Below are 23,985 nucleotides of genomic sequence, written 5' to 3' on the forward strand. Positions count from 1 at the left end.
TAATTGAAGATTTAAGGATCATGGAATATTTATGTTTTAAGTTAAAAATTGAAATGTATTGCTTTTGTAGTAATTGGTTGATAATGAGGATATTTAAATTGAACACTAATAGTTATTTTTAACTATTATAAGTAAGTGTCATTCTTTGACAATTCTTGCCCCTTCGTGATACTTATAATTTCCATCCTCGGAATCCGCATCACCCATGTCGTGTGGATAAACGCTATAAGTGGCTGGATCGGCATTTTTTACAATACCGGTTTTGTAAAAAACATGCCTATTATCACGTGCATAATTTTCTCCCAATACCATAAAAGAAGATAGATCAGCATCTTTCATTTTTTTATCATCCATGAATACAGCGTGCTTGTCTTTTGCATAGTTTACATCATGACCGAACATTTCGTTTTCCTTGAAAACTTCAAAAGTTTCCGGGGCAGCACCTGCAATTTTTCTCTCCTGGAAGTACACACTGTTTTTGTCTTTTGAATAATCGTCATCCATTATCTGGAATGTTTCGGCGTGGACATCTTTTAGTCTGAATCCAAGAAAAAATACATTGACATTGTCCCGTGAATACCGGTAATCAAGAATCTGAAAAGATTGTCTGTCGCACGGTAAAATACATATATTGTTCTGCCCCTCGCCGGTATAGCCGTAGTAGTAAATATTAGAACTGTCTTTCGCGAAATTGCCATCGATGATCACGAATGTTTTTCCATCGCTTCGGTTGATTGGATGACGGTTCAAATACGCGGACACGTCATCTTTTGCAAAATGATAATCAATACTGACCAGTGAAGAAACATCTTTTACGTCAAAAGGCTGACCTTCAAACCAGGCATTTTTGAGGTCTTTGGCATATCCGTTTTTCAAACTGACAAATGAAGCGGGATCCGCATTTTTGACTTCCAGTATGGTTTGACGTTTTGATAAATAATAATTTTGACCTTCACGATATTCATCGCAGTAATAAGCTTTGTTCTTGTCTTTTGCATAATGGTCGTCCACCGCTTCAAAAGTGGCAACGTCTGCATAGCTGAAAGACCGGCTTTTATAATAAGCATTGGCTGAGTCCCTGGCAAACTGGTTGTTTAGTACAATGAAGTTTTCGTCGGTAATTACCTTTCCGTTAAAAGTGATTTTTTCTTTTTCGTCCGTATTACATCTAAAAAGAAGAGAGCCGATAATGAGGAAAATCGTTTTGAAAATCCATTTTATAAATTGAAACATAACCTGAATTATTTTTTAGTTAAAAAATGTAACTCGGCCCTTCACTATTAAGAACACGACATTTTAATGGTCATGAAAATAGATTCAGAACTGAGTGATGCAAAATTATACAGTGGTTTTCGGACCATTTATTTTATGAGGTATACAAGACGTACACAGGTGGAGAAAGTAAGTATACAAAAGGTGAACAATGTGTTAAAATGTAAGTACAGTCACTTTTTTTGATAAAATAATTAGTGAAGTGCTGCAATTTTTCCATCACAAATCCGAACAAAGCATTGTTCAGATTCGGACATATTGAAAAATAAAAAATACCCTTACGGCTTGGAAATGCATATTTGGTCTATTGGCATAAATTTGTTGAAAACCATGAAATCCGGTCTGTATAAATCCTCTGACAATGCTTCGAAACTATATCAAAATTGCCTGGCGCAACCTTTTAAGAGCAAAGGTTTATGCATTTATTAATATATCCGGCCTTGCCATCGGGATGGCTGCTACTGTTCTGATTTTTTTGTGGGTACAAAGTGAATTTAAATTTGATCGTTTTTATCCGAAAACGGACAGGATTTTTCAGGTTTACAATCAAGATAAAATAAATGGAGAGCCTTTTGTCTGGGGAACAACACCGCCGCCGCTTGCTGCTTCATTAAAACAGGATTATCCTGAAATTGAAGAAGCTGTCCGCTATCGGCCGGGCCAACTTCTTCTTTCAGCCAACGATAAATACTTGAATCCCGAAGGAACTTTTGCAGATCCCGGCTTCCTGAATATTTTCGATTTGCCATTACTATCAGGAAACAGCAAAAGTGCATTAGCGGGAAATAATAATATCGTGATAACCCAGACTCTGGCCAGAAAACTTTTTGGCAGCACGGATGTGATCGGAAAAACAATTCTGGTTGAGCGCAAAGATAATTTTCAGATAACTGGTGTTCTCGCGGATTTACCAGCCAATTCTGGTTTTAAGCAAATTGAATATATTTTGCCCTTTAAGTTTTATGAAGCGCTCGGCTGGTCGAATGATAACTGGAACAATAATAATTATTACACCTATGTACTTCTGGACCCGAAAGCTGACGTTTCCCAAGTGAATGAAAAAATAAAATATGCGACGGCTACACATTTGAAAGGTGTAATTGATGACACATCCAACAGAAGAATTTTTCTTCACTCGGCTAATAACTGGCACTTGTATTCCAAAGAAGAAAACGGAAAACTGGTTGACGGAAAGATTGTTACCGTAAGATTATTTGCCATCATTGCTGCTTTCATTTTGTTTATTGCTTGTGTAAATTTTGTCAACCTGAGTACTGCCAGAAGCGAAAAACGTGCAAAAGAAGTTGGCATACGAAAAGTAGCCGGCGCGCCGAGAATGGCTTTGGTTTTGCAGTTTATTACTGAGTCGGTTATCCTTGCTTTTATTTCCGGAATCGTTGGGCTGATGATTGTATTTGCAAGTATTTCTGAATTTAATACGCTGGTTGATACCCAACTATTGTTAAACATTTATTCTCCTGTTTTCTGGCTTTCCGCGCTTGGCTTTGTCTTATTTACAGGTCTGTTGGCAGGTAGTTATCCTGCCTTTTTTCTGGCTGGTTTTCAGCCAATCAAGATTATGAAAGGTACTTACAAGCCTGCAAATGCCGTTTTTTCTCCACGCAAAATCCTGGTTGTACTTCAATTTACGTTTGCAATCATTTTAATTGTTTCAACGCTTGTCATAAAACAGCAGATCAGTTTCGGACAAAAACGGGAAAGCGGTTACGATAAAAATAACCTGATTTTTACCTATCTGTCAGGCGATCTTCAAAATCATTTTTCTCCCTTACAACAAGAACTTGTTTCCAGCGGTGCTGTTGTTGCCACAAGCAGATCAATTGGGCCAATCACGCAGCTGAACACGCGTCAATGGGGACTTTCATGGCCGGGAAGTACGCAGAAGGATAAAGATCAGGAATTTGTACCCTTCGGCGCTGACATTGATTTTCTGAAAACAAATGGTGTAAAATTACAGGCTGGCCGTGAAATTGATATCCGAAAATACGCAACGGATTCTTTGGCCCTGATGCTGAATGAATCGGCGGTGAAAGCGATGCGACTTGCTGACGCGATTGGAACTACAATTAAGTTCTCAGAAAAAGAGTGGCATGTAGTCGGCGTGGTGAAAGATTTTATTTTTGCATCGCCCTACGAGAAAATAAATCCTGTTGTCATTTATGGTCCGGCGAAACAACTGGACTGGGTTGGGCTGCGTCTTAATCCGGATGTTAATACGGCAGAAAATCTGGAAATAGTCGGTAATATTTTCAAAAAATACAATCCTGAATATCCCTTCGAGTACACATTTGCTGATGAATCTTACAAATTGAAATTTGCAGAGGAACAGCGTACAGCTTCATTTACCAGCGTTTTTACGGGATTAACAATTCTTATTTCCTGTCTTGGACTTTTCGGACTGGCGGCGTATTCTGCTCAGCAAAGAACAAAAGAAATAGGTGTGCGAAAAGTACTGGGTGCTTCTGTTGCCAGCGTGGTAAAACTATTGTCGACTGAATTTATAACGCTGGTACTAATCGCCTTTGTCCTCGCGACCCCGGTTGCCTGGTACGCTATGGACAAATGGCTGGGTGATTTCAGCTATCGGATTTCTCTGAGCATTTCCATATTCGCACTGACACTAGTTGTTACCATTACAATTGTGATGCTGACAGTAAGTTTTCAGGCTGTGAAAGCTGCCCTGATGAACCCGGTTCAATCTCTGAAAAGTGACTAGCAATTGCTGGAAATATTTTTTATATTTAAATATATAAAAGAAAATTATATCTCCAACCCTTCAAGCTAAAAGCCAATCGCTGATAGCTAACCGAGAAAAACTATGTTCGAGAACTATTTCAAAATCGCCCGGCGAAATCTTTGGAGGAGCAAAGGCTTTTCAGCCATTAATATTTTGGGACTTGCAATCGGGATATCAGCCTGTTTTTTTATTTTTCAATATGTAAATTTTGAGTCGGGTTACGACAAGTTTAATACCAATGCCGAAAACCTGTACCGTGTTCCGATTTCCTATTCAGGCAGTATGGATGATGTGCCCACAACGGCTGCTAACCATCCGGCGGTAGGGCCTGCGATGAAGGTAAACTTTCCGGAAGTTGTTGATTTTGTTCGTGTTGTACATGCATCGCTTTTCCTGAATGCTTTTACAATGTCGTACACTCCGCCAGTAGGTGAAACAAAAACTTTCAATGAAAGTAATATTTATATCACGGACGCATCTTTTTTTAACGTTTTCTCTTATCCGTTAATTTCAGGTGATAAGAAAACCTGTCTTTCAGATAAAGGTTCTGTTGTGATTTCAGAATCAGAGGCAAAAAAATATTTTGGCGAGCAAAACCCGATCGGACAGTCTCTAAAACTCAATGGGGTTACACCCATGAAGGTGACCGCTGTTTTTGCAGATGCTCCGGAAAATTCACATTTAAAATTTGATATACTGGTTCCTATTGCTGTTTTCGGACCTAAGTTTGGTGAGGACAACTGGGCCTGGCCGGAATTTTATAATTATATATTGTTGGCTCCGGGAACGGATATTAAAAAACTGGAAGCCAAGTTTCCCGCTTTCATTGAACGTTATCTGGGTGCAAAAATGAAAGAACTTAATTTCAAGTGTTCATTTCAATTGCAGAAGGTTACCGATATTCACCTTACATCAAACTATCTGAAAGAAGCCGAAGCCAATGGAAGTGCAAAAGAAATTTATTTTCTGGCTATTATAGGCGTATTTATTCTATTCATAGCATGGATCAATTACATCAATTTGTCCACCGCCAAATCGATGGAGCGGGCAAAGGAAGTGGGTCTGAGAAAGGTTGTTGGCGCGGAAAAACAACAATTGGTTATTCAGTTTTTGCTTGAATCTTTTATCGTCAATTTCCTGGCGTTGGTGCTGGCGGCAATTATCATTTTGTCTCTGACTTCATCTTTCAATCATTTTATAGGAAGAAATATCAGCACAGGTTTCTTTTCGACCGGTCTTGGAGGGAAACTGTTTTTCTGGGCCGGGGTGTTAGCCGTTTTTATGTCGGGAGCTTTGCTGGTGGGTGCTTATCCTGCTTTTGTTTTGTCATCGTTTTTGCCGGTAAGAGTATTGAAAGGTGCGCCGGTGCAAACAGGAAGTGGAATTTCATTGCGGAAGGTTCTGGTATCTTTTCAATTTGTACTTTCCATTATTCTTATTGCCTCGACTTTTGTAGTTTTCAAGCAGTTTAATTTTATGAGAAATGGAAATCTGGGCTATAAAAAGGATCAGGTTTTGATTGTAAAAGCACCAGCTATCATAGACTCGACGATAGGGAACAAATTCGGCTATTTCAAGGCTGAAATACTGAATACGAGTTCTGTGATTGATGCTTCGGCTACTTCGGATATTCCTGGTAATATGATTCGTTATCGGAATAGTGTCAGAAAAGCAAGCCAGGATAAGCAACATAATTTCACAACTTATCTTATGGAAATAGACGAAAATTTTATCCCAACCTATAACATTAAACTCGTCGCCGGAAAAAACCTGGAAGCTACCGACAGCTCATCAATGGCACCAAATGTATATACAAAAGTGCTGATCAATGAAGAAATCGTTAAAGCATTAGGTTTCAATTCTGCGGAGGAGGCGGTAAATCAGGAAATTAAATTCGTGCTTGGTACTGACGATGTACTTTGTAAAATTTCCGGTGTCGTTAAAAATTTCCATCAGCGTTCATTGAAAGAAAAATTCGATCCGATTTTGTTTTATTATCCTTCTCACCATGGTTGGAAATATATTTCTCTGAATCTTAAAGCTTCTGACGCAGGCCGTAGTATTTCAGATGTGGAGGCACTTTACAAAAAAGCATTTCCGGGAAATGTCTTTGAATACTTTTTTCTTGACGAATATTTTAATCGTCAATATCAGGCAGATGCGCGTTTGGGAAATGTGTTTGGCTTGTTTGCGGTGCTGGCTATCGTGGTTGCCTGTATGGGGCTTTTAGGGCTTTCCAGTTTTGTTATCAAATTGAGAACAAAAGAAATAGGTATCCGGAAAGTTTTGGGTGCTTCGGTAAGCGGACTGCTGGTTTTAATTTCCAGGGATTTTGTGAAGCTTGTTTGCATAGCATCCGTGATCGCGATTCCCGTGATCTATCTGGCCGCGAGTACCTGGCTGGATAATTATGCATTTCACATTGCTCTGGGAATTTCAATATTTATCGTTCCACCTCTGTTGCTGCTTGTTATTACGTTGATAACGATATGTTTACAAAGTTTGAAAGCGGCGCTGACCAATCCGGTGAAGAGTTTGCGGAGTGAGTAGGGGCTGGATATTCTTTTAGTTTTGAGGGTATTTTTTCAAAATATCCTCAATTCTTGCATCAGGAACTAAATGTGTTATTCCGACTAATTTGATTTTTGAGTAATCCTTATGCCTCGTGTTGATTACAAAATTAAACGCCTCAGGCATAACTGCTGATGGGACTTTTAATACGGGAGAGTTTTCATTATTGTACCAATTATCAGCGATTTGCTGGCATTTAGAGTAATCATTTGGATCTCTCCATGATTTGCCCAAACTATTTGCAGATATTGTTTCAATTTTCAGGTTATCCGGAATTTCAATAAACATGATATTAAAATCATCATTGAATCCAACACCCTGGCGCCTGACCATGTTTTCTAAAAAAGCCAGTGGTATAGATTCGGCTGCATACAGTACCTTGTTCCCCTGACTATTCCATCGACCTTTCAAACCCGATGCAAAAAGGCTGTTACTGTATAATTGATGAACGATTCTATAAACAAGCATATTGACTTTTTAGACGGGATAACCTTGGGCGAGTTTTTCAATTTCTTCACTAAGGAAATCTACGCCACCACTTGTATTAAGCCAATCCATAGGCTTCTCTTCTGAATTCCAGAATGGTTTTTTTAGCCAGTAATTGAATTCATCAATACTGCCAAATATTTGTTCACCCTTTTCAAATAAAGTAATCAGTTTGAGAAGATGTTCGCCCTGGACAGGTTCCAACATTTTTTCAGATTCTTTATAATTGCTTATTGTTCTTGATGACAGGTTCATAATAGAAGCCAGACTTTTTTCCGGCATTTTTATAGCTTCGGCAAAATCATAAAAAACTTTTGTTTGTAAACCTTTTCGGGCAGAAACAACAATTGCAAAATTAGTCGCCATGTTAATATTACTGAATCTGCTTTGCAGGCTATTTTTCTTATTGTTTGAAGCGATTTTCATAATACGTTTATTTTATAACTCAAATATAGAGGAAAATTTTCAATTTATAAAAAGAAAATTTTCTCAAAATATTACATAACATACCCATCCTTCGGCAAAATCTTATCCGGAATCAAGTCAGCTTCAATGGTTTGCAGCAGATTTATTTCAATCGTACGTGATAACGATCGCATCGGAATATCGTTGTGGTTTCCTTCAAACGGACTTTGCATAACATATGAAATTCCTTCAACATAAAAGAAAAGGAAGGAAATGACGAAAGTGATCGGAATGGCGATTCTTCCGATGCTGTCAATAAGTCCCATGGGCAAAATCAATGTAAAAATGAAAATGGTCAAATGGACGTAAAAGCTGTACTGCGTAGGGAAAATGGTATTTTTAATCCGTTCGCATCCTCCCATCGAATCGGTCAGGCGCGCCAATGTATTGTCAAGGCTTTGGAATAAAATCGGCGTGATGTAGCCCTTGTCATAGGCTGATGTAATCCTTTTTTCGAGCAGTAGAATAATGGCGTTCGGGATATTTTGGTGCTTGGAAACAAAGTCCAGTTCTTCTGGTTCTAAATGTAAATTGGCGTCAACCAGAACAGTTTCCTGACGCAGACTATTGCATAATGCGTAACACCAGGCAATCTGTAAGTGCGCGATGTTGTCGATGATTTCCTTTTTCTCAAGAGGATCTGTTTTGATAAAAGCGATGGATTGTCTGACCAGCGACCGGCTGTCATTCACGATAGCACCCCATAATCTCCTTGCTTCCCACCATCGGTCGTAGGCGGAATTGGTACGAAAACCGAGCAACAAGGAAAGCGCGGTGCCGACGATTGAGATAATGGAAATAGGGAAAACAAGAAAATGCCAGTTTTCATATTGATAAAGATAAAAGACAAAAGCGGCGTAACTCGTCACCGCAAGAACTCCGACCCATATTCCTTTCAGAAGGCGCCAGATTGAGAAAACTTCCTTAACGTACATTCGGTAAAATTTGATTGATCATATGTAAAGTGAATGTCAATAATTATACCAATATAGATAAATCCAGTTGAAAAAGACTTGAAGTACCGTCTTTATAATGTTCAGGGAGGCCTTTTGTATGACTTAACGCGGTAGTTCCCAAAAAGTCAAATCCACAGCTGATATAGTAATTATTTAATTTATCATTACCACTGCCCGTATCCATACGAATGAATTTCTTATCGTTTTTCAAAGCAAAACCGGTAACCCAGCAAACAATTTGTTTCATAAATCCTTGTCCTCTAAAATCCGGTTTGGTCGCAATTCTGTGCAGGTAAACGGCAGGGTCGTTATTCTTTTCTGACCAGATTAACGGATCACTGAAAGTGGTGCAGAAAATACAGGCGATTTGATCATCAATCGTAATTATCCATTGGTTTTTGCCAGTAATATCATTGACGATCATTTCTTTGTCGAAGCCCTTCCAGTATTTTTTCGCAACGCTTTTTTGATATTCCGTGGCTTGGTGATACAATAAAATAATTTCTTCAAGGTTAGCCAAATTTGCATTCCGGATCGTAGTCATAGTCGTTTTTTATACAAAACTATAACTGGTTTTGGTTTTAAAACAGATGCAAAATTGCGAAATTTTAGCATAACAGATTGTGCTAGTCAAGCGTCGTTTCCTTTTTTGGATCAAATAAGTATTCAAACATTAAATCAATTTGTGAAGGCAACACCCTTTCAAGAGATAATTCCGGCACATTGTTCTGAGCAAAAAAGCCAATATCCATAATGTCAAAAACCTGTGTTTGTTCGCCACCGGTAATTTTACAAAGGATAAAAAGTTTATAAACATAATCCGGTTGTGGCGGATGGGGATGCATACGTTTGTCTAACAGGGCAAGCAGTCGGATTGCTACTGATTCAAAACCGGTTTCTTCTAACACTTCATTGACAGCAACTTCCTTTGGTGACTGTCCGATATCCGCCCAGCCTCCCGGAAGTGACCATTTTCCATCCGCTTTTTCTCTTACTAAAAGGATCTGGTTTTGCTCATTAAAAATTACAGCCCGCACATCCACCTTTGGGGTAATGTATTCTTTTTTATCATTGAAATAAACAGAAATAGTTTCAATAGGTTGCCCGGTCAACAACTCCATCATTTCCAGACTGATTTTTTTCAGCTCTTCGTAGCGTTCCGTGTCATATTCATTATTGGAATAGGTTAGTCCAAGATGTGCGATGGATCTGAGGCGCTTTGTATATTCCAGAATCACAGAGGGTTGCATAATTAATAATTATTTAATGTTTATTTTGAAATTTTTCGGGAAACACCGGCGTTTTGATAACAGGATAATTTAAATATTTTTTTTAACATAACATTTAATAGAGAATTTAAACGCGTAAAGTATCATGAGAACTTCAATCAAAAAAATATTAGTTGCTTTCGCAGTAGTTACATCATTTGCTTTCACAGCCAATGCCGAAGAAAGAGATAATAAAAAATCATCTGCTTTAAATACGGGAGTATACATTAATAAAGAAGGAAAAATCAATGTGCTGGTAGATCAGGCAAATGAAGACGCGGCTACCACGATCTTGATAAAAAATGAAAGCGGCGATGTTGTTTACAGCGAAGTAGTGGAAAAGGGAAATCAAAAATTCGGACGTGTTTTGAATGTAGATAAACTTGAAGACGGTCAGTATGAAATTGAAGTAAGCAGCAAAAACGAGAGCCAGGTTAAAACTTTTCAGGTGTCAGAACCTAAAACTGAACGTGTTATTGAAATTCAGTAATTAAAAGCCCAGAGAGTTCCAATTGTCGGAACCTCAAATTGAACGTGTTATCGCGATCAAATAAATTAAAATGTTTCATTCAAAATGAGGCTGTATCAAAAGTCTAATCTTCGATTTACAAGCGAAAAAATGTTATGTTATCAGATGTAATTTACTTTTTGACACAGCCTCATTTTTTATTCTTCTTCCACAAGAGCTTCCACACTTTTTAAAATTTCAGGCATCTTCGCATGGGCATTATTGCAAAGTAAAATGATGGTTTTATCTGTATCAATATATCTGATAAATTCTGTGGCATAACCCGGATTATCTCCGTCATGCCATACAACTTTTCCCCTTTTTGTTTCCTTGATTTTCCAGCCAAAACCGTAATTTGAAATGGAACCGTTGTTCAGATGAGCAGGTGTAAATGCCTCTTGCAAAGTTTCCGCTTTTATCAGCGTATTGGAATATAAAATCCTGTCCCATTTCAAAAGATCAGCGGAAGTGGAACTCACCCGTCCCGGACCTTTACGATTACCCAGCCAGATAGCATAATTAAATTGCGGAAATGAATCGGCCGGAACGTAACGCTGCTTGTCTTTTACATAAATATGGCCAAGTGCCAGGTTTTTCAATTTCTTTTTCTGATCAAGGGTTCGGATGTCAGTACTTGTCATTTTTAAAGGAACGAAAAACCGTTTTCTACAAAATTCGATAAAATCCTCCCCTGAAACTTTCTCTGTAATACTCGCCAGAAGCATAAAACCGGTGTTACTGTATTCATATTTTGTTCCTGGTTCAAAATGTTTTGCAGGATGATATTGAATAAGGTAAGCGATGTTATCTGCATTGCCGGCAACTTTATTTTTATCCCAATGTTCGTCCATGACCTGTTGATAATCAGGGAGTCCGGATGTGTGTGTGAGTAAATGCCTGATGGTGATGCCGGTATAAGGAAGACCGGGAATGTAACGGCCGACCGGATCATCAAAAGACAATTTTCCGGCTTCTTTCATTTGCATGATGGTCATCGCCGTAAATTGTTTGGAAACCGATGCCAGTTCAAAAATGGTGGTAGTTTCCATCGGTTCTTTGGTTAAAAAACTTTTGTAACCAAAGGCTTTATGGTAAACAGGTTTGCCTTTTTCTGCAACCAGCAAAACGCCGCTAAAATCCGGGACAGAAGCAAAAATCTTATCGAGCTTTGCATCCAGATCCGGTGCTGCCGTGTGCCTGGCATTTTTACAGGAAGTGAAAATCAGAGTCGCAAAAAAGAGAATAAGTAAAGGTTTTAACAAAACGTTTGCCAGGGATAATTTCATCATTATAAAGGTATAGCTGTTTGCTGTTTTACGTCATGAAGCACGATCACGCTGCTTTCCACGTTTACATTTTTGATTTTTGAGATTTCGAGCAATAGCCGGTCGTATTCTTTGATATTTTCTACTACGACTTTCAGCTGATAATCAATAGTACCGGCCAGATGGTAACATTCCAGAACCTGGGGCATTTCGCGGATCGTTTCTTCAAATTCTGCAACGTTTTCGGCTGTATAAACCGGCATTCTGATGTTGATGAAAACGGTTTGTCCGCGTCCGACTTTTTCCTGATCAACCAGCGCGACGTAACCTTTGATCACACCGTCTCTTTCCATTCTTTTGATGCGTTCAAAAATTGGGGTCGTGCTCATTTCTAAAGATTCTGCCAGTTCTTTAATAGTTAGTTTAGCATCTTTTTGCAGGAAATTCAGGATTTTTTTATCGAGTTCGTCTGTCATTCGACTTGGAAGTAAATTTAGAATTGTATCCTTATATTAAATACAATTTAGGAATATTATTACAAAAATGTATTCTTTTGTAGAATTTTAATCTATTTTTACTTGATTTATTTTAATAATCGGATGGAAAAAGCAATAGTATTAACTGCCGGTCTGTTGGATACGGTAGATGCAAAAACCGCTCACGGACTGATCCGTGAGAGCGAGCGTTTTCAAATTGTTGGGATTGTTGACAGCAAACACACAGGCAAAGATGCGGGAGAAGTACTGGACGGGAAATTTCGGAATATTCCTGTTTTTGAAAGTATTGAAAAAGCAAAAGAGGCTGGCCCGACTTATTGCATTATCGGTGTAGCAACAACGGGCGGACGGTTTCCGGATTTTATGCTGAAAATCGTCGAAACAGCCATCAAAAATAAACTTTCTATTGTTAATGGTCTTCATGATTATCTTTCCGCGAGAGAAGATATGGTTGCTCTGGCAGAAACAAATGGCGTAAAATTGCTTGATATCCGTAAGCCAAAGGCATTTAAAGATCTGCATTTCTGGACCGGAGAGATTTTGAATCTTCAAACGCCGGTCATTGCCGTTATGGGAACCGATTGTGCACTTGGAAAAAGAACAACGACCCGGCTGCTTATCAAATCCTGTGAAAAGGCTGGTCTTAAAGCACAAATGATTTATACCGGACAAACTGGTTGGCTGCAAGGTGGAAAATATGGATTTATTTTTGATTCAACATTGAACGATTTCGTATCAGGTGAGCTTGAACATTCGATTTTAAGTTGTGATAAAGAAACAAATCCTGACCTTATTTTCATTGAAGGACAATCCGCACTGAGAAATCCAAGCGGGCCGTGCGGAGCTGAATTTCTGCTTTCGGGTGGGGCTAAAAATGTAATTCTGGTACATTCTCCAAAACGGGAATTCTTTGATATGGAAGAACATTTTGGCAAAATCCCAACGCTGGAATCTGAAATTGAATTGGTGAAATTGTATGGATCAAATGTTATTGCTTTGGCGCTCAACACGGAAAATTGTACAGAAGAGGAGTATTTGTCTTTTCAGGAATCATATCGAAAACGCTTGGGAATTCCTGTACTTCTGCCCATTCAGCAAGGTTGTGACCCTATTGTTGATATGCTTAAATCGCTGATAAAATGAACATTAAATCTGTTAAAGCTTACGCTGAATTAATCCCTCTCAAAAAACCTTACACCATAGCGCGCGAAACCATCAGCGATGCAGAAATCATCTTTTTTGAAATCACTTTATCAAACGGAATCTGCGGAAGAGGTGCTGCCAATCCTGATCCTGAGGTAATAGGAGAGACGGCTTCGCAAACGCTGGAAAATCTAAGCTCGGACAGGGTTTCGGATTATTTAAAGGGAAAACATATCCGGGAATTTCTATCCCATATCGCTTATTTTAGAAAGATTTATGCACGGTTTCCGGCTACGCTTGCGGCTCTTGACATAGCGCTTCATGATGCTTTTGGAAAATGGATTGAATTACCGATTGTTGATTTCTACGGTCGGCATCACGCCAAAATGCTGACGTCTGTGACAATTGGGATCAAAGATGTTGCCGAAACTATTCAGGAAGCCAAAGAATATAAAGAGCAGGGATTTAAGGTTTTAAAAGTGAAAACAGGTTTAAATCCGGAGTTGGATGCCGAACGTGTAACCCGGCTAAATGAGACTTTTGGCGATTATTTCACAATCCGTGTTGACGCCAATGAAGGTTATTCGGCTGATGATCTTGACGTTTTTCTAAAACTAACGTCATCTTCTCCGCTGGAATTAATTGAGCAGCCTTTTCATCCAAAATTTAATACTGAACTGTTAAAATTTCCGGAGGATGTGCGTAGGAAATTAGCTGCCGATGAATCGCTTACCGAAGCAAAGGCAGCTTTCGAGATTGCGCGTGACGGATTGTTTGGCATTTTTAATATCAAACTGATGAAATGCGGCGGGCTCGTTTCTGCTTTTGAAATTGCCAATATTGCCAAACAGGCAAATATTGATCTTTTCTGGGGTTGTAATGACGAAAGTGATCTAAGCATATCGGCCGCATTGCACGCCGCGTTCGCCTGTCCGAATACAAAATACCTGGATTTAGACGGCAGTTTTGATCTTTTGGAAGATTATAAGGAAAGTGGTTTTATATTACAGCAGGGATATCTTTCCATACAGTCAAAACCAGGCTTCTGATGAATGAAAATACTTTAAAGCGATCGATCAAACCACTTTCCGCTGTTTTTCTTGTTGTCAGCGCCATTGTCGGCTCGGGAATTTACAAAAAAGTGGCGCCGATGATGGATCAGCTTCATTCGCCAACGCTGGTACTTCTGTGTTGGACGCTGGCGGGCGTATTAAGTTTGATGGGTGCTTTAAGTAGTGCGGAACTGGCTTCTATGATGCCGGGTTCGGGGGGAGAATACATTTATTTCAATAAAATATACGGCAAGTTTTTCTCTTTTATTTACGGTTGGGCAAGTTTGGCAGTGATGAAAACAGCCACCATTGCTGCATTAGCCTATGTTTTCTCTGAATCGCTGCACGAAATTGTTCCGCAGATTCACAGTTTGGGAGGAGCCAGCATCAAAATTATCGCTTCTTTGCTGATTATCGTTTTAAGTTACGTTAACTATCGCGGTGTTTCTTTTGGCGAAAAACTCAGCCGGTATTTTATTGCCGGAATCGTTCTTTCTATTCTTGCTTTCGTGATTCTTGCCGTTTTTTCAGGAAAGGGAAATACCGAACATTTTACACAAACTGCCATTAGTGCGCCGACGGGATGGCCACTTTTTGCAGCCATGTTTGCCGCTTCGTTAAGTGCTTTTTGGGGATATGAAGGTTGGAACAATATTGGTTTTATTGGAGAAGAAGTCAACAATCCGCAGCGGAATCTGCCGCTCGCGCTTGGCATTGGAACTTTGATCGTAATCGTGCTTTATCTTTTAATTAATACGGTTTATCTTTTTATTCTGGCTCCCGCTCAAATTGAATCGCTGGGAATCAATCAGATCGCAGCGGTTGAAACTTCAAGAGTTTTGGGAGGAAATGTCGGAGCGGTTTTATTATCCGTACTCATTGTGCTGACTACTTTTAACTGTACAAACGGAACAATTCTAATGTCGGCCAGAATCTTTTTCGCGATGGGCCGCGACGGATTATTTCTCAAAAAAGCTGCCATCATTCATCCGGTTTACAATACACCTTCATTTTCTATTTTGATCCAGGCCATTTGGTCTATTGTGCTCGTTTGGTCGGGTAGTTTTGATGCGCTCACCGATCTTCTGGTTTTTGCTTCTTTTTTCTTTTATGGCGCGGCGGCTTTCGGCGTGATTTTGTTCAGGAGGAATAAAATGCCAAGACCGTACAAAGTGCCTTTATGGATTCCGGCCATATTTTCGGCTTTCTGTTTTTTGCTGGTTGTTGTTAGTGCAGTTAATCAGCCGGTTCAGGCACTTACAGGCTTGTTACTTATTTTATCTGGCGTTCCGGTTTATTGGTATTATACCAAAATGGTGAAATCAGATTTATAAATTCATTGTTGTTTTTACCAAAAACAATTATAAGAAAATCACTCTCAGAAAAATCTGAAAGTGATTTTGACAGATTTTTAAACTGAAATTTTAATGATCGTTTAAAATTAACGGCACATTTCCTTTTCCTCCCAAAACAATAATTTTCGCGTTCGGTGATGCCGCCAGTTCTTTTTGCGCTTTAATGCTTTCATATTGAAGCTGGCGGTCTGTCAAACTTAGCGCGATAATGGTCTGATAATCAGAAATACCTCTGGCTTCCACACGTTTCCTTTCTGCTTCCTGTTTTTCTTTTTGCAGGACAAATTCCATTTTCTGAGCGTCCTGTTCGGCGTTGATTTTTGATTCAATGGTTTTCTTAACCGATTCGGGTAAATTGATATTACGAATTAAAAGCTGTTCCAATATCAATCCCCGGCTTTTAAAATCTTTGTCAATCGTCTGGTAAATCCTGCTTTGAAACTCGTCACGCCGTTTGGAATAAAGTGCAACAGCGTCATAATAAACTGCATTATCACGAATTCGCGTGCGGGTTATAGGTCTGACAATCTTGTCTTTATAATCCGGGCCAATTCCTTTATAAATGGCGGGCGCTTTGTCGGGCATGATCTTGTACAATACCGTTAGGTCAATAACTACTTCCAACCCGTCGGCAGACAAAACACGGATCGCATCGTCACCCTGAATCTCACCTTCTGTGGTTTTTAGGGACATGGTGTAATTCTGTGTTTTTGTATCGAAAATCGTTACCTGAGATAGCGGGTTAACAAAATTCAAACCATTTTCCAGTACTTGTGGATCTACTTTTCCAAATAAAGACTGCACACCGATTGTACCCGCATCAATTTGACGGATACTTGCCGAAAGGATTCCCAAAACCGCAATTGCAATTCCTGAAACTTTTAAAATGGAACCGTAACGAAAAATATTCAAGGAGGATTTACTGATCACAAAACCACTGATGGCTATAAGGATTCCCAAGGTTAGAAAGAACATGGCATTCGGATATATTTAAAATGTTAAATTAAACTTACATCTATATACGCGATAAAATTATGCCAATTACTTGGTATTATCTATTATGAATGTTAATAAATTGATTTAAAGATATTTATAATAATTTTTAACCAGGTTAAAATTAACCCGGAATCTATCAAAACGATAAGAATTTATCATTTTGATAGATTCTTAAAACACCGTATTACTAGCCTGAAAATACAATTAACGGGTATAATAGATGTAACCGTTTCTGATTAATCAAGTAGCCGATAGCAATGATGAAGTATTGCCCTTTTTCAATTTTGTCTGACTTTTTCGCACAATGTAGGAATATAATATTCACTCGTTCGGTTGGCTGTATTTTTCTATTGGCGGGAATATTATTGCTGACCAATTTTCAGGCAAATGCGCAAACCCAAAAGGACGAATTTGTTATCGGTATTTTCTGGCCGCCAGTTTGGAAATTTACGAATGATGAGCAATATAAAATTCTGAGCGAATCGCATGTAAACTGTATTCAGAATGTGTCTGGCACAGATTTGAATACGCCGGAAAAGAATTTTAAAATGCTGGATCTGGCCCGGAAATATGGAATGAAAGTGTATGTTTCGGATCCCAGGGTTACTGGTTCTGACAAGGAAATTGAAGAGATGGTAGAGACCTATCGCCATCATCCGGCCACTGCGGGTTATTACATTCGTGATGAACCGGATAGCGCAATGCTGGATTGGGCAATTAAAACCTATCGCAAAATCGCTTATCTGGATAAAAACAAAATTCCTCACGTGAATTTATTCCCGGATTTCGCTGTAAAAAATTATGAAAAAGCCTACGTTGAAAGATGGATAGAAGGTGTTGGGAAAGAAAACCTGAAATATTTATCTTTTGATAATTATCCTTATTTGCGGAAAGGGAAATTTGAAAAATCATATTATAACAATCTGGATATCATCCGCCGCGCCGGATTAAAATACAAAGTGAAAACCTCCTCTTATCTGCAATCTTTTGGCATTGTCAATACATTCAGACGCCCGGGTGAAAATGAAATGCGGCTAAATGTATATTCAAATCTGGCTTACGGAATTAAAAATCCGGTCTGGTTTTGTTATGCTACTCCGACCGGGCAGGGTGATCAGAAATTCATGAATTCGGTCATTGATTCGCTGGGACAAAAAACGGATCTGTACAAACCCTTTCAGCAATTTAATGCAGAAATGACGCAGCTTGGCAAAACGCTGATTCATTTGGATGCTGTCGAAGTTTATCACTCCGGCGACAGTCTTTGGATGGGTACAAAACCAGCTCCCGCCGATTTCCTTTTCAAGCCCGCAGAATCTTCTTCGCAGCTTATTCTTTCTTATTTTAAAGATCAAAACAGTAAACGAGAGTATGTGATGGTTGTCAATAAATCGTTTAAGGAATCCAAAAAATTTACCTTTCAGCTGGCGGGAAGAATTAAAAAAGTACAACAAATTTCCAAGGTTAACGGAGAAGCGCAAAAGACGTTATTTGATAAAAAAGCAAAGCGTTTGACCGAGAACTTTTTACCGGGAGAAGGAAAACTCTACTTCTTGTCCCAGTGATTTATTACCAGCGAATCCTCATCAAGCCAAATTCATCAATTAAAATGAAAAAAATATTTTTCTTATCACTTCTTACAATAGTACTATCTTTTCGGGCGGCTTGTTATGCAGATCTGTTAACCGATAAACTCACCTGCGAATACATTGAAAACCCGCTTGGCATTGATACTGCCATCCCCAGATTAAGCTGGACTTTACTTTCCGACCAAAGAGGCGGCAAACAATCTGCCTATGAAATTGTGGTGAGTGATAATCTGAGCGACATTTCAAGAGGCAAAGGGAGTAGCTGGGAAAGTGGAAAAGTGATTTCAAATCAAAGTCTGCATATTGATTATCAGGGCAAAATACTAAAATCCTTTACCCGCTATTACTGGTCGGTGCGGGTTTATGACCAGAATGGGAAAGCTTCTGTTTGGAGTAAACCGGCCTGGTTTGAAACTGCCATGCTTGACGCTGCGGACTGGCAGGCAAAATGGATCGGGGATGGGAGCAAACAGTTTGAAAGAGATCAGGATTTTTATCAGAAAGATCCTTCGCCTCTGTTTAGAAAACAGTTTAAAATAACGAAGAAAGTTTTGTCGGCGCGGCTTTACATCAGTGGGCTGGGTTATTATGAAGCCTATTTGAATGGGCAAAAAATCGGAGACCATATGCTGGATCCCGGCTGGACGGCTTATCAAAAACAGGCTTTGTATGTGGTTTATGACATTACAGGTTCTGTTAAAAGTGGCGAAAATGCGGCAGGTATAATGCTGGGCAATGGATGGTATGATGCTTTGCCGTTAAGATTTTTTGGAAAATTTAATCTTCGTGATGTACAGTGGACCGGACGTCCGGTTGTAAAATCGCAGATTCGTATTCAATATGCGGACGGAACAGTTGAAACGATTTCGACGGATAAAAGCTGGCAGACAGCGCCGGGACCTGTGGTAAAAAACAGTGTGTATTTGGGTGAAGACTATGACGCACGTTTGGAAAAAAGTAGATGGAGCAATGTTGGCAAAATTTCAACTGACTGGAAAAATGCAGTCGAATCTGATGGTCCTCCGGGTGTATTATCTGCTCAGATGCAGCCTGCAATCAAGATCACAAAAATTGTAAAACCCGTAAAAGTTACAGAAATCAAACCCGGTATTTTCATTTTTGACATGGGACAGAATTTTGCCGGCGTCGCAAGAATTCATGTAGAGGGAGTTGCCGGCACAAAAATTAGTCTGCGTTATGGTGAAGATCTCAATAAAGACGGTTCCCTGAATATTCTTACCACGGTTGCCGGGCAAATCAAACAAAAAGGTACGGGCGGTCCCGGTGCTCCCGATGTTGCCTGGCAGCAGGACAATTATATCTTGAAGGGAGCTGGAAAAGAAACTTGGAATCCACGTTTTACTTTTCATGGTTTCCGGTATGTTGAAGTGAGCGGTTGGCCGGGGAAACCTACTTTAAATGACTTGGAAGGGCTTAGATTAAATTCAGATCTTATGCCTTCTGGTAATTTCAGCAGCTCGAATGCTATGTTTAACCGGGTCAATGAAATGGCGCAGTGGACTTTTCTCAGCAATGTTTTCAGCGTACAATCGGATTGTCCGGCCCGGGAAAAATTTGGTTATGGAGGTGATATTGTCGCCACGGCTGAATCTTTCGCATACAATTTTGATATGGCTAATTTTTACAGAAAAGCCGTGCGTGATTTTGTAAATGACCAAAGGCCGCAAGGCGGAATGACAGAAACCGCGCCATACGTTGGTATCGCCGACAAAGGGCCAGGCGATGACAGCGGGCCTCTGGGTTGGCAGCTTGCTTTTCCTTATATGATCAAACAGCTTTACGATTTTTATGGTGATAAAAAAGTGCTGGAAGAAAACTATGATACTTTTCACAAGCAAATTGAGTTTTTGATCAGTAAAGCCGACGGCAATTTATTTTACCATGATATCAGTGATCACGAATCGCTGGATACAAAACCGGAAGCTTTTTCAGCTTCTTCCTTCTATTTTCATCACCTGAAATTGATGACAGAATTTGCGGGTATTCTCGGTAAATCTTCTGATTCTTTAAAATATGCAAAACTTGCCGACCGGGCTAAAAGAGCGGTTTTTGAGAAATTTTATGTTCCCGGAGCCGGTCGTTTTGATAATGCTACACAGGCCGCCCAAATCTTTGCACTATATTATGATTTTGCCCCGAAAACGGAAACTGATTCGGTTTTCAATGTTCTTGAAAAAGAAATCGCGAGAAAAAACGGACATCTTTCAACAGGTATTTTTTCAACGAAAATGATGTTCGATGTTTTCAGAAATAAAAACCGGAATGAGATAGCTTACCAGATTGCAAACCAGAGGAGTTTCCCGGGCTGGGGGCATATGGTTGAAAATGGGGCAACAACACTTTGGGAAACCTGGGCCTATTCTGACGGCGTTTTTTCACACAATCATCCCATGTTCGGTTCAGTGATTGAATGGTTTTATCGTTCGCTTTTGGGTATCAATTCGCTATCGGCAGGTTTTGAAAAAATAAAGATCAGACCGCAGCCTGCCGGTGATCTTACCTGGGCCAAGGGGAGCTATCATTCTGTGAGAGGTGAGATTGGCAGCAGCTGGAAAATTGAAAACGGACAATTTAAACTGGATGTCAGTATTCCTGCCAATACAACTTCTGAAATCTGGATTCCGGTGGAGAACCCTGATCAGCAGGTTTTGGAAGGTAATAAACCTGTGAAAGAAATGACGGATATCCGTTTTCTGAGATTTGAAAACGGCTCGTTGGTTTATGAAGCGGGCTCTGGGAAATATTCCTTTTCAACCAGATGGAAATAAGCTGATATTAAAAAAAGAAGAACAAATTTATTCTGAAACCATCGATCACGACTATGGAAAGTAATGTATCCCGAAGGAAATTTATAAAAGGCTCGTTAACCGGTCTGGCTGTTTTTTCAATCGTTCCCCGGCATGTGCTGGGAAGGGGATTTATTGCGCCAAGCGACCAGCTGACGAAAGCAATTGTGGGACTTGGCACGATGGGAAGAGCGCATCTAAAACTTGGTGCACCAAAAGTGGTAGCCTTATGTGATGTGGATAAAAACCGCCTTAATAACATCGCTCAAATGGCGGGGAATCAGGTTAAAACTTTTACAGATTACCGTGAGCTGATCCAGCTGCCCGAAGTCGATATCGTACATATTGCCACTCCGCCGCACTGGCATGGCATTATCTCGGCTGAGGCAGCGGCGGCGGGTAAAGACATTTGGTGTGAAAAGCCCATGACGCGTACGATAGGAGAGGGAAAGCGGGTAATAGAAGCGGTTCAGCAGCATGGAAGAATTTTCAGGTTGAATACCTGGTTTCGTTTTAAGGACGATTTTTACGGGATGAAAACGCCTGTGGCACCGATCAAAAAACTGGTTGATTCAGGCATGCTCGGATGGCCTTTGAAAGTGACTATCAGCAAGCATACCGGTTTTGACTGGAAATTTTATTGGGTTGGCAAAACCAACCTTGATCCGCAGCCTGTTCCACCTGAACTGGATTACGACATGTGGCTCGGGCCCGCTCCTTTCAAGCCTTATAACGTACATCGGGTGCATAATAATTTCCGTGGTTACTGGGATTATGACGGTGGTGGACTTGGCGATATGGGCCAGCATTACATGGATCCGGTTCAATATCTGCTTGGAAAAGACGATACAAGTCCCATCAGTATTGAAATTGATGCGCCACAGCAACATACCGATGCCGTAGGTTCCTGGCGAAGAATTGAATATACCTATGCGGATGGATGCAAGATTGTCCTGGATGGAGAAGGAAAAGACAGCAACGTGCCTTTTATTGAAGGGCCGAATGGAAAACTGTATCCACAGATGCGTTCAGATATTTCGGATCTGGCCAAAAAACTGGCCGCATTTCCTGAGCCGGAACCTCAGGTTACGGACTTTCTGGAAGCAGTAAAAACACGCAGTAAATTTGCCCTGAATGAAGAAAATGGCCACCGCTCCTGCACGCTTGTGAACTTGGGTGTTATTGCATTAAGGCTTGGAAGATCTTTGAATTTTGATCCTGTTGCGCAGTTTTTTGTGGGAGACGAAGCTGCAAACCGACTGATCGATCAGCCGATGCGCTCACCATGGACACTTTAAAATATCAGATCTGACTCACTCAATGTTTTTTTTATTTGATAAAATCGAAAGGGCTTCATCATCCTGATACTGGTTGATGAGCCTTTTTAATTTTATTTTCATGTCTTTTACAATCTGCTTGTAATTTTTGTTTTCAAAAACATTAGTAAGCTCGTCCGGATCTTTTTGAAGGTCAAATAATTCCCAAAAATCGGTAGGGCCGTAGAATCTTATCAGTTTATAACGGCTGGTTCTGGTGCCGAAATGTGGCTGAACTTTATGTGGACTTGGATATTCATAATAATGGTAATAGGTTTCACTGCGCCAGTTATCTGGCTTTGCATCTTGTTTTAAAATAGGTAAAATACTCATTCCCTGCATATTTGCGGGTATTTTTACACCGGCAATATCCAGTATACTTGGTGCCCAATCAATATTTACAGCAAGCTGATTTATTTTTGAACCCGGTTTAGTTACACCGGGATAACGCATGAGAAATGGCGTTTTAAGCGACTGCTCATACATAAACCGCTTGTCGAACCAGCCATGCTCGCCAGTATAAAATCCCTGATCGGAAGTATAAATGACCACTGTGTTTTTGGCAAGTCCTGTTTTGTCAAGATAATCCAGAATCTTGCCGATGTTGCGGTCCATTGAATTTGCCGTTGAAAGATAGTCTTTCATGTACCGTTGAAATTTCCAGCGTAAGAGCTCATCTTCTTTTAGTGCCTTAGCATCAAATTCAGCCGTTATTTTATCATAATATTGTTCAAAAATTTTTCTCTGTGGAGGCGTGAAACGATTGTATTCCTGATCGTTATAATCCGCATGAATTTTGAAATCATGTCCCGTTTTCATCGTTTTAGCGATATTCATATCCTGATTGCCAGCTGCAACACGGGTTTTGTAATCATCATAAAATGTTGTTGGAATTGGAAATTCCACATCATCATAAGCTCCGAGATCCTGCAAATCCGGCATCCAGTTCCGGTGCGTTGCCTTTTCCCCAACCACCATCATAAATGGTTTTGACTGATCGCGTTTTGACAACCAATCCAGAGAAAACGTTGTGACAAGATCAGTCAGATAACCTTCATAATGAACCGTATCACCTTTTGAATTGATAAAATCCGGATTGTAATAATCTCCCTGTCCGGGCGGAATTTGCACATAATCAAATCCGCCGGGAACCGTTTCCAGATGCAGTTTTCCAATCCAGGCAGTTTGATAACCGTTTTGCTGCAAAAGCTTTGGGAACATTTGCTGACTGGTATTAAACGGAATTTTTCCATTGGTTTTATAGCCATTCATATGGCTGTATTTCCCTGTCAGAAGCGTTGCCCGGCTTGGTCCGCAGATGGCGTTGGTTACCATCATATTTTGAAATAAAGCGCCTTCCTTCCCAATGCGGTCAATGTTTGGTGTTCGGGCCAGTTTATTTCCATAAGCGCCGATGGCCTGATATGCATGATCATCGGAAAGGATAAAAATAATGTTGGGACGAAGATTTGTACGCGACTTTTCTGAACTGTAATTTTCTACATGCTTACCTGTATTTTTAATTTTCTGCTGTGCAAAAGAAGAAAAGGAGAAACAAATCAAAAAGGAAAAACAGCTCGTTGCAAATGATTTTTTATACATACTAATTTACAATTTCAAAAACCTTAAAAAAGGATGACGCAGCCGCATCATCCTTTTGATTACAATCAATCTTCCTGTT

At 39.8% G+C, this 23,985-nt stretch carries 19 protein-coding genes; 9 read left to right on the forward strand and 10 right to left on the reverse strand.

Features of this window, described 5'->3' with window-relative positions; genetic code table 11:
* Positions 1-138: 138 nt before the first annotated feature.
* Positions 139-1,233, reverse strand: a complete 1,095-nt coding sequence (locus tag FDK13_RS19240) for a DKNYY domain-containing protein (RefSeq protein WP_137341642.1) — start codon at positions 1,231-1,233, stop codon at positions 139-141.
* Positions 1,234-1,633: 400 nt separating this feature from the next.
* On the opposite strand from FDK13_RS19240, the gene FDK13_RS19245 reads away from it, so the two are divergent.
* Positions 1,634-4,009 (forward strand): ABC transporter permease, encoded by a 2,376-nt coding sequence (locus FDK13_RS19245; RefSeq protein WP_137341643.1) that lies wholly within the window; start codon positions 1,634-1,636, stop codon positions 4,007-4,009.
* A gap of 102 nt (positions 4,010-4,111) precedes the next feature.
* On the forward strand, positions 4,112-6,580 hold the full coding sequence (locus FDK13_RS19250; RefSeq protein ID WP_137341644.1) for an ABC transporter permease: 2,469 nt from the start codon (positions 4,112-4,114) through the stop codon (positions 6,578-6,580).
* A 15-nt stretch (positions 6,581-6,595) separates the two neighbouring features.
* Here FDK13_RS19250 and FDK13_RS19255 read toward each other — a convergent pair whose 3' ends face one another.
* From FDK13_RS19255 to FDK13_RS19275, 5 genes are all read right to left on the reverse strand, one after another.
* The gene (locus FDK13_RS19255) at positions 6,596-7,069 is read right to left on the reverse strand and encodes an RES family NAD+ phosphorylase (protein WP_137341645.1); all 474 of its coding nucleotides are present in this window, start codon (positions 7,067-7,069) and stop codon (positions 6,596-6,598) included.
* Positions 7,070-7,078: 9 nt separating this feature from the next.
* Positions 7,079-7,513 (reverse strand): Xre family toxin-antitoxin system antitoxin, encoded by a 435-nt coding sequence (locus FDK13_RS19260; protein WP_137341646.1) that lies wholly within the window; start codon positions 7,511-7,513, stop codon positions 7,079-7,081.
* 71 nt (positions 7,514-7,584) lie between these two features.
* The gene (locus FDK13_RS19265) at positions 7,585-8,487 is read right to left on the reverse strand and encodes a bestrophin family protein (protein WP_137341647.1); all 903 of its coding nucleotides are present in this window, start codon (positions 8,485-8,487) and stop codon (positions 7,585-7,587) included.
* Between the two features lie 43 nt (positions 8,488-8,530).
* On the reverse strand, positions 8,531-9,052 hold the full coding sequence (locus tag FDK13_RS19270; RefSeq protein WP_137341648.1) for a GNAT family N-acetyltransferase: 522 nt from the start codon (positions 9,050-9,052) through the stop codon (positions 8,531-8,533).
* Positions 9,053-9,134: 82 nt separating this feature from the next.
* The gene (locus FDK13_RS19275; RefSeq protein ID WP_137341649.1) at positions 9,135-9,758 is read right to left on the reverse strand and encodes an NUDIX hydrolase N-terminal domain-containing protein; all 624 of its coding nucleotides are present in this window, start codon (positions 9,756-9,758) and stop codon (positions 9,135-9,137) included.
* Between the two features lie 124 nt (positions 9,759-9,882).
* Between FDK13_RS19275 and FDK13_RS19280 the strand changes: the two genes are divergently transcribed.
* Positions 9,883-10,266, forward strand: a complete 384-nt coding sequence (locus FDK13_RS19280; RefSeq protein ID WP_137341650.1) for a T9SS type A sorting domain-containing protein — start codon at positions 9,883-9,885, stop codon at positions 10,264-10,266.
* Between the two features lie 176 nt (positions 10,267-10,442).
* Here FDK13_RS19280 and FDK13_RS19285 read toward each other — a convergent pair whose 3' ends face one another.
* Together FDK13_RS19285 and FDK13_RS19290 are read right to left on the reverse strand one after the other, a co-directional pair.
* A complete protein-coding gene (locus FDK13_RS19285; protein ID WP_229216107.1) occupies positions 10,443-11,573 on the reverse strand; it encodes a serine hydrolase domain-containing protein in 1,131 nt (376 codons plus the stop codon).
* Complete coding sequence (locus tag FDK13_RS19290) at positions 11,573-12,025, reverse strand: Lrp/AsnC family transcriptional regulator (protein ID WP_137341651.1); 453 nt, start codon at positions 12,023-12,025, stop codon at positions 11,573-11,575. Before FDK13_RS19290 ends, FDK13_RS19285 begins: the two co-directional genes overlap by 1 nt.
* Positions 12,026-12,148: 123 nt before the next feature.
* On the opposite strand from FDK13_RS19290, the gene FDK13_RS19295 reads away from it, so the two are divergent.
* The 3 genes from FDK13_RS19295 to FDK13_RS19305 are packed head-to-tail and all read left to right on the forward strand — an operon-like array spanning position 12,149 to position 15,575.
* Entirely contained in the window at positions 12,149-13,189 is a 1,041-nt protein-coding gene (locus FDK13_RS19295; protein ID WP_137341652.1) for an N-acetyltransferase DgcN family protein, read from the forward strand.
* The gene (locus FDK13_RS19300; RefSeq protein WP_137341653.1) at positions 13,186-14,238 is read left to right on the forward strand and encodes a dipeptide epimerase; all 1,053 of its coding nucleotides are present in this window, start codon (positions 13,186-13,188) and stop codon (positions 14,236-14,238) included. The genes FDK13_RS19295 and FDK13_RS19300 overlap by 4 nt, the downstream gene beginning before the upstream one ends.
* Positions 14,238-15,575, forward strand: coding sequence for an APC family permease (locus FDK13_RS19305; protein WP_137341654.1), 1,338 nt, complete (start codon positions 14,238-14,240; stop codon positions 15,573-15,575). The genes FDK13_RS19300 and FDK13_RS19305 overlap by 1 nt, the downstream gene beginning before the upstream one ends.
* Positions 15,576-15,665: 90 nt before the next feature.
* Here the strand turns inward: FDK13_RS19305 and FDK13_RS19310 are convergent, their stop codons facing one another.
* Positions 15,666-16,571: a prohibitin family protein gene (locus FDK13_RS19310; RefSeq protein ID WP_137341655.1), complete on the reverse strand. Its 906-nt coding sequence runs from the start codon at positions 16,569-16,571 to the stop codon at positions 15,666-15,668.
* Positions 16,572-16,849: 278 nt separating this feature from the next.
* Between FDK13_RS19310 and FDK13_RS19315 the strand changes: the two genes are divergently transcribed.
* From FDK13_RS19315 to FDK13_RS19325, 3 genes are read left to right on the forward strand one after another with little or no spacing between them, the layout of a single operon-like run.
* Positions 16,850-18,157 (forward strand): alpha-amylase family protein, encoded by a 1,308-nt coding sequence (locus FDK13_RS19315; RefSeq protein WP_137341656.1) that lies wholly within the window; start codon positions 16,850-16,852, stop codon positions 18,155-18,157.
* Positions 18,158-18,201: 44 nt separating this feature from the next.
* Positions 18,202-20,970, forward strand: a complete 2,769-nt coding sequence (locus FDK13_RS19320) for a family 78 glycoside hydrolase catalytic domain (protein ID WP_137341657.1) — start codon at positions 18,202-18,204, stop codon at positions 20,968-20,970.
* A gap of 53 nt (positions 20,971-21,023) precedes the next feature.
* Positions 21,024-22,286: a Gfo/Idh/MocA family oxidoreductase gene (locus tag FDK13_RS19325; RefSeq protein WP_137341658.1), complete on the forward strand. Its 1,263-nt coding sequence runs from the start codon at positions 21,024-21,026 to the stop codon at positions 22,284-22,286.
* A 15-nt stretch (positions 22,287-22,301) separates the two neighbouring features.
* Here the strand turns inward: FDK13_RS19325 and FDK13_RS19330 are convergent, their stop codons facing one another.
* The gene (locus FDK13_RS19330) at positions 22,302-23,906 is read right to left on the reverse strand and encodes a sulfatase family protein (RefSeq protein WP_137341659.1); all 1,605 of its coding nucleotides are present in this window, start codon (positions 23,904-23,906) and stop codon (positions 22,302-22,304) included.
* Between the last annotated feature and the right edge of the window lie 79 nt (positions 23,907-23,985).

It is taken from the genome of Dyadobacter frigoris (assembly GCF_005280585.1).
Classification (GTDB): Bacteria; Bacteroidota; Bacteroidia; order Cytophagales; family Spirosomataceae; genus Dyadobacter; species Dyadobacter frigoris.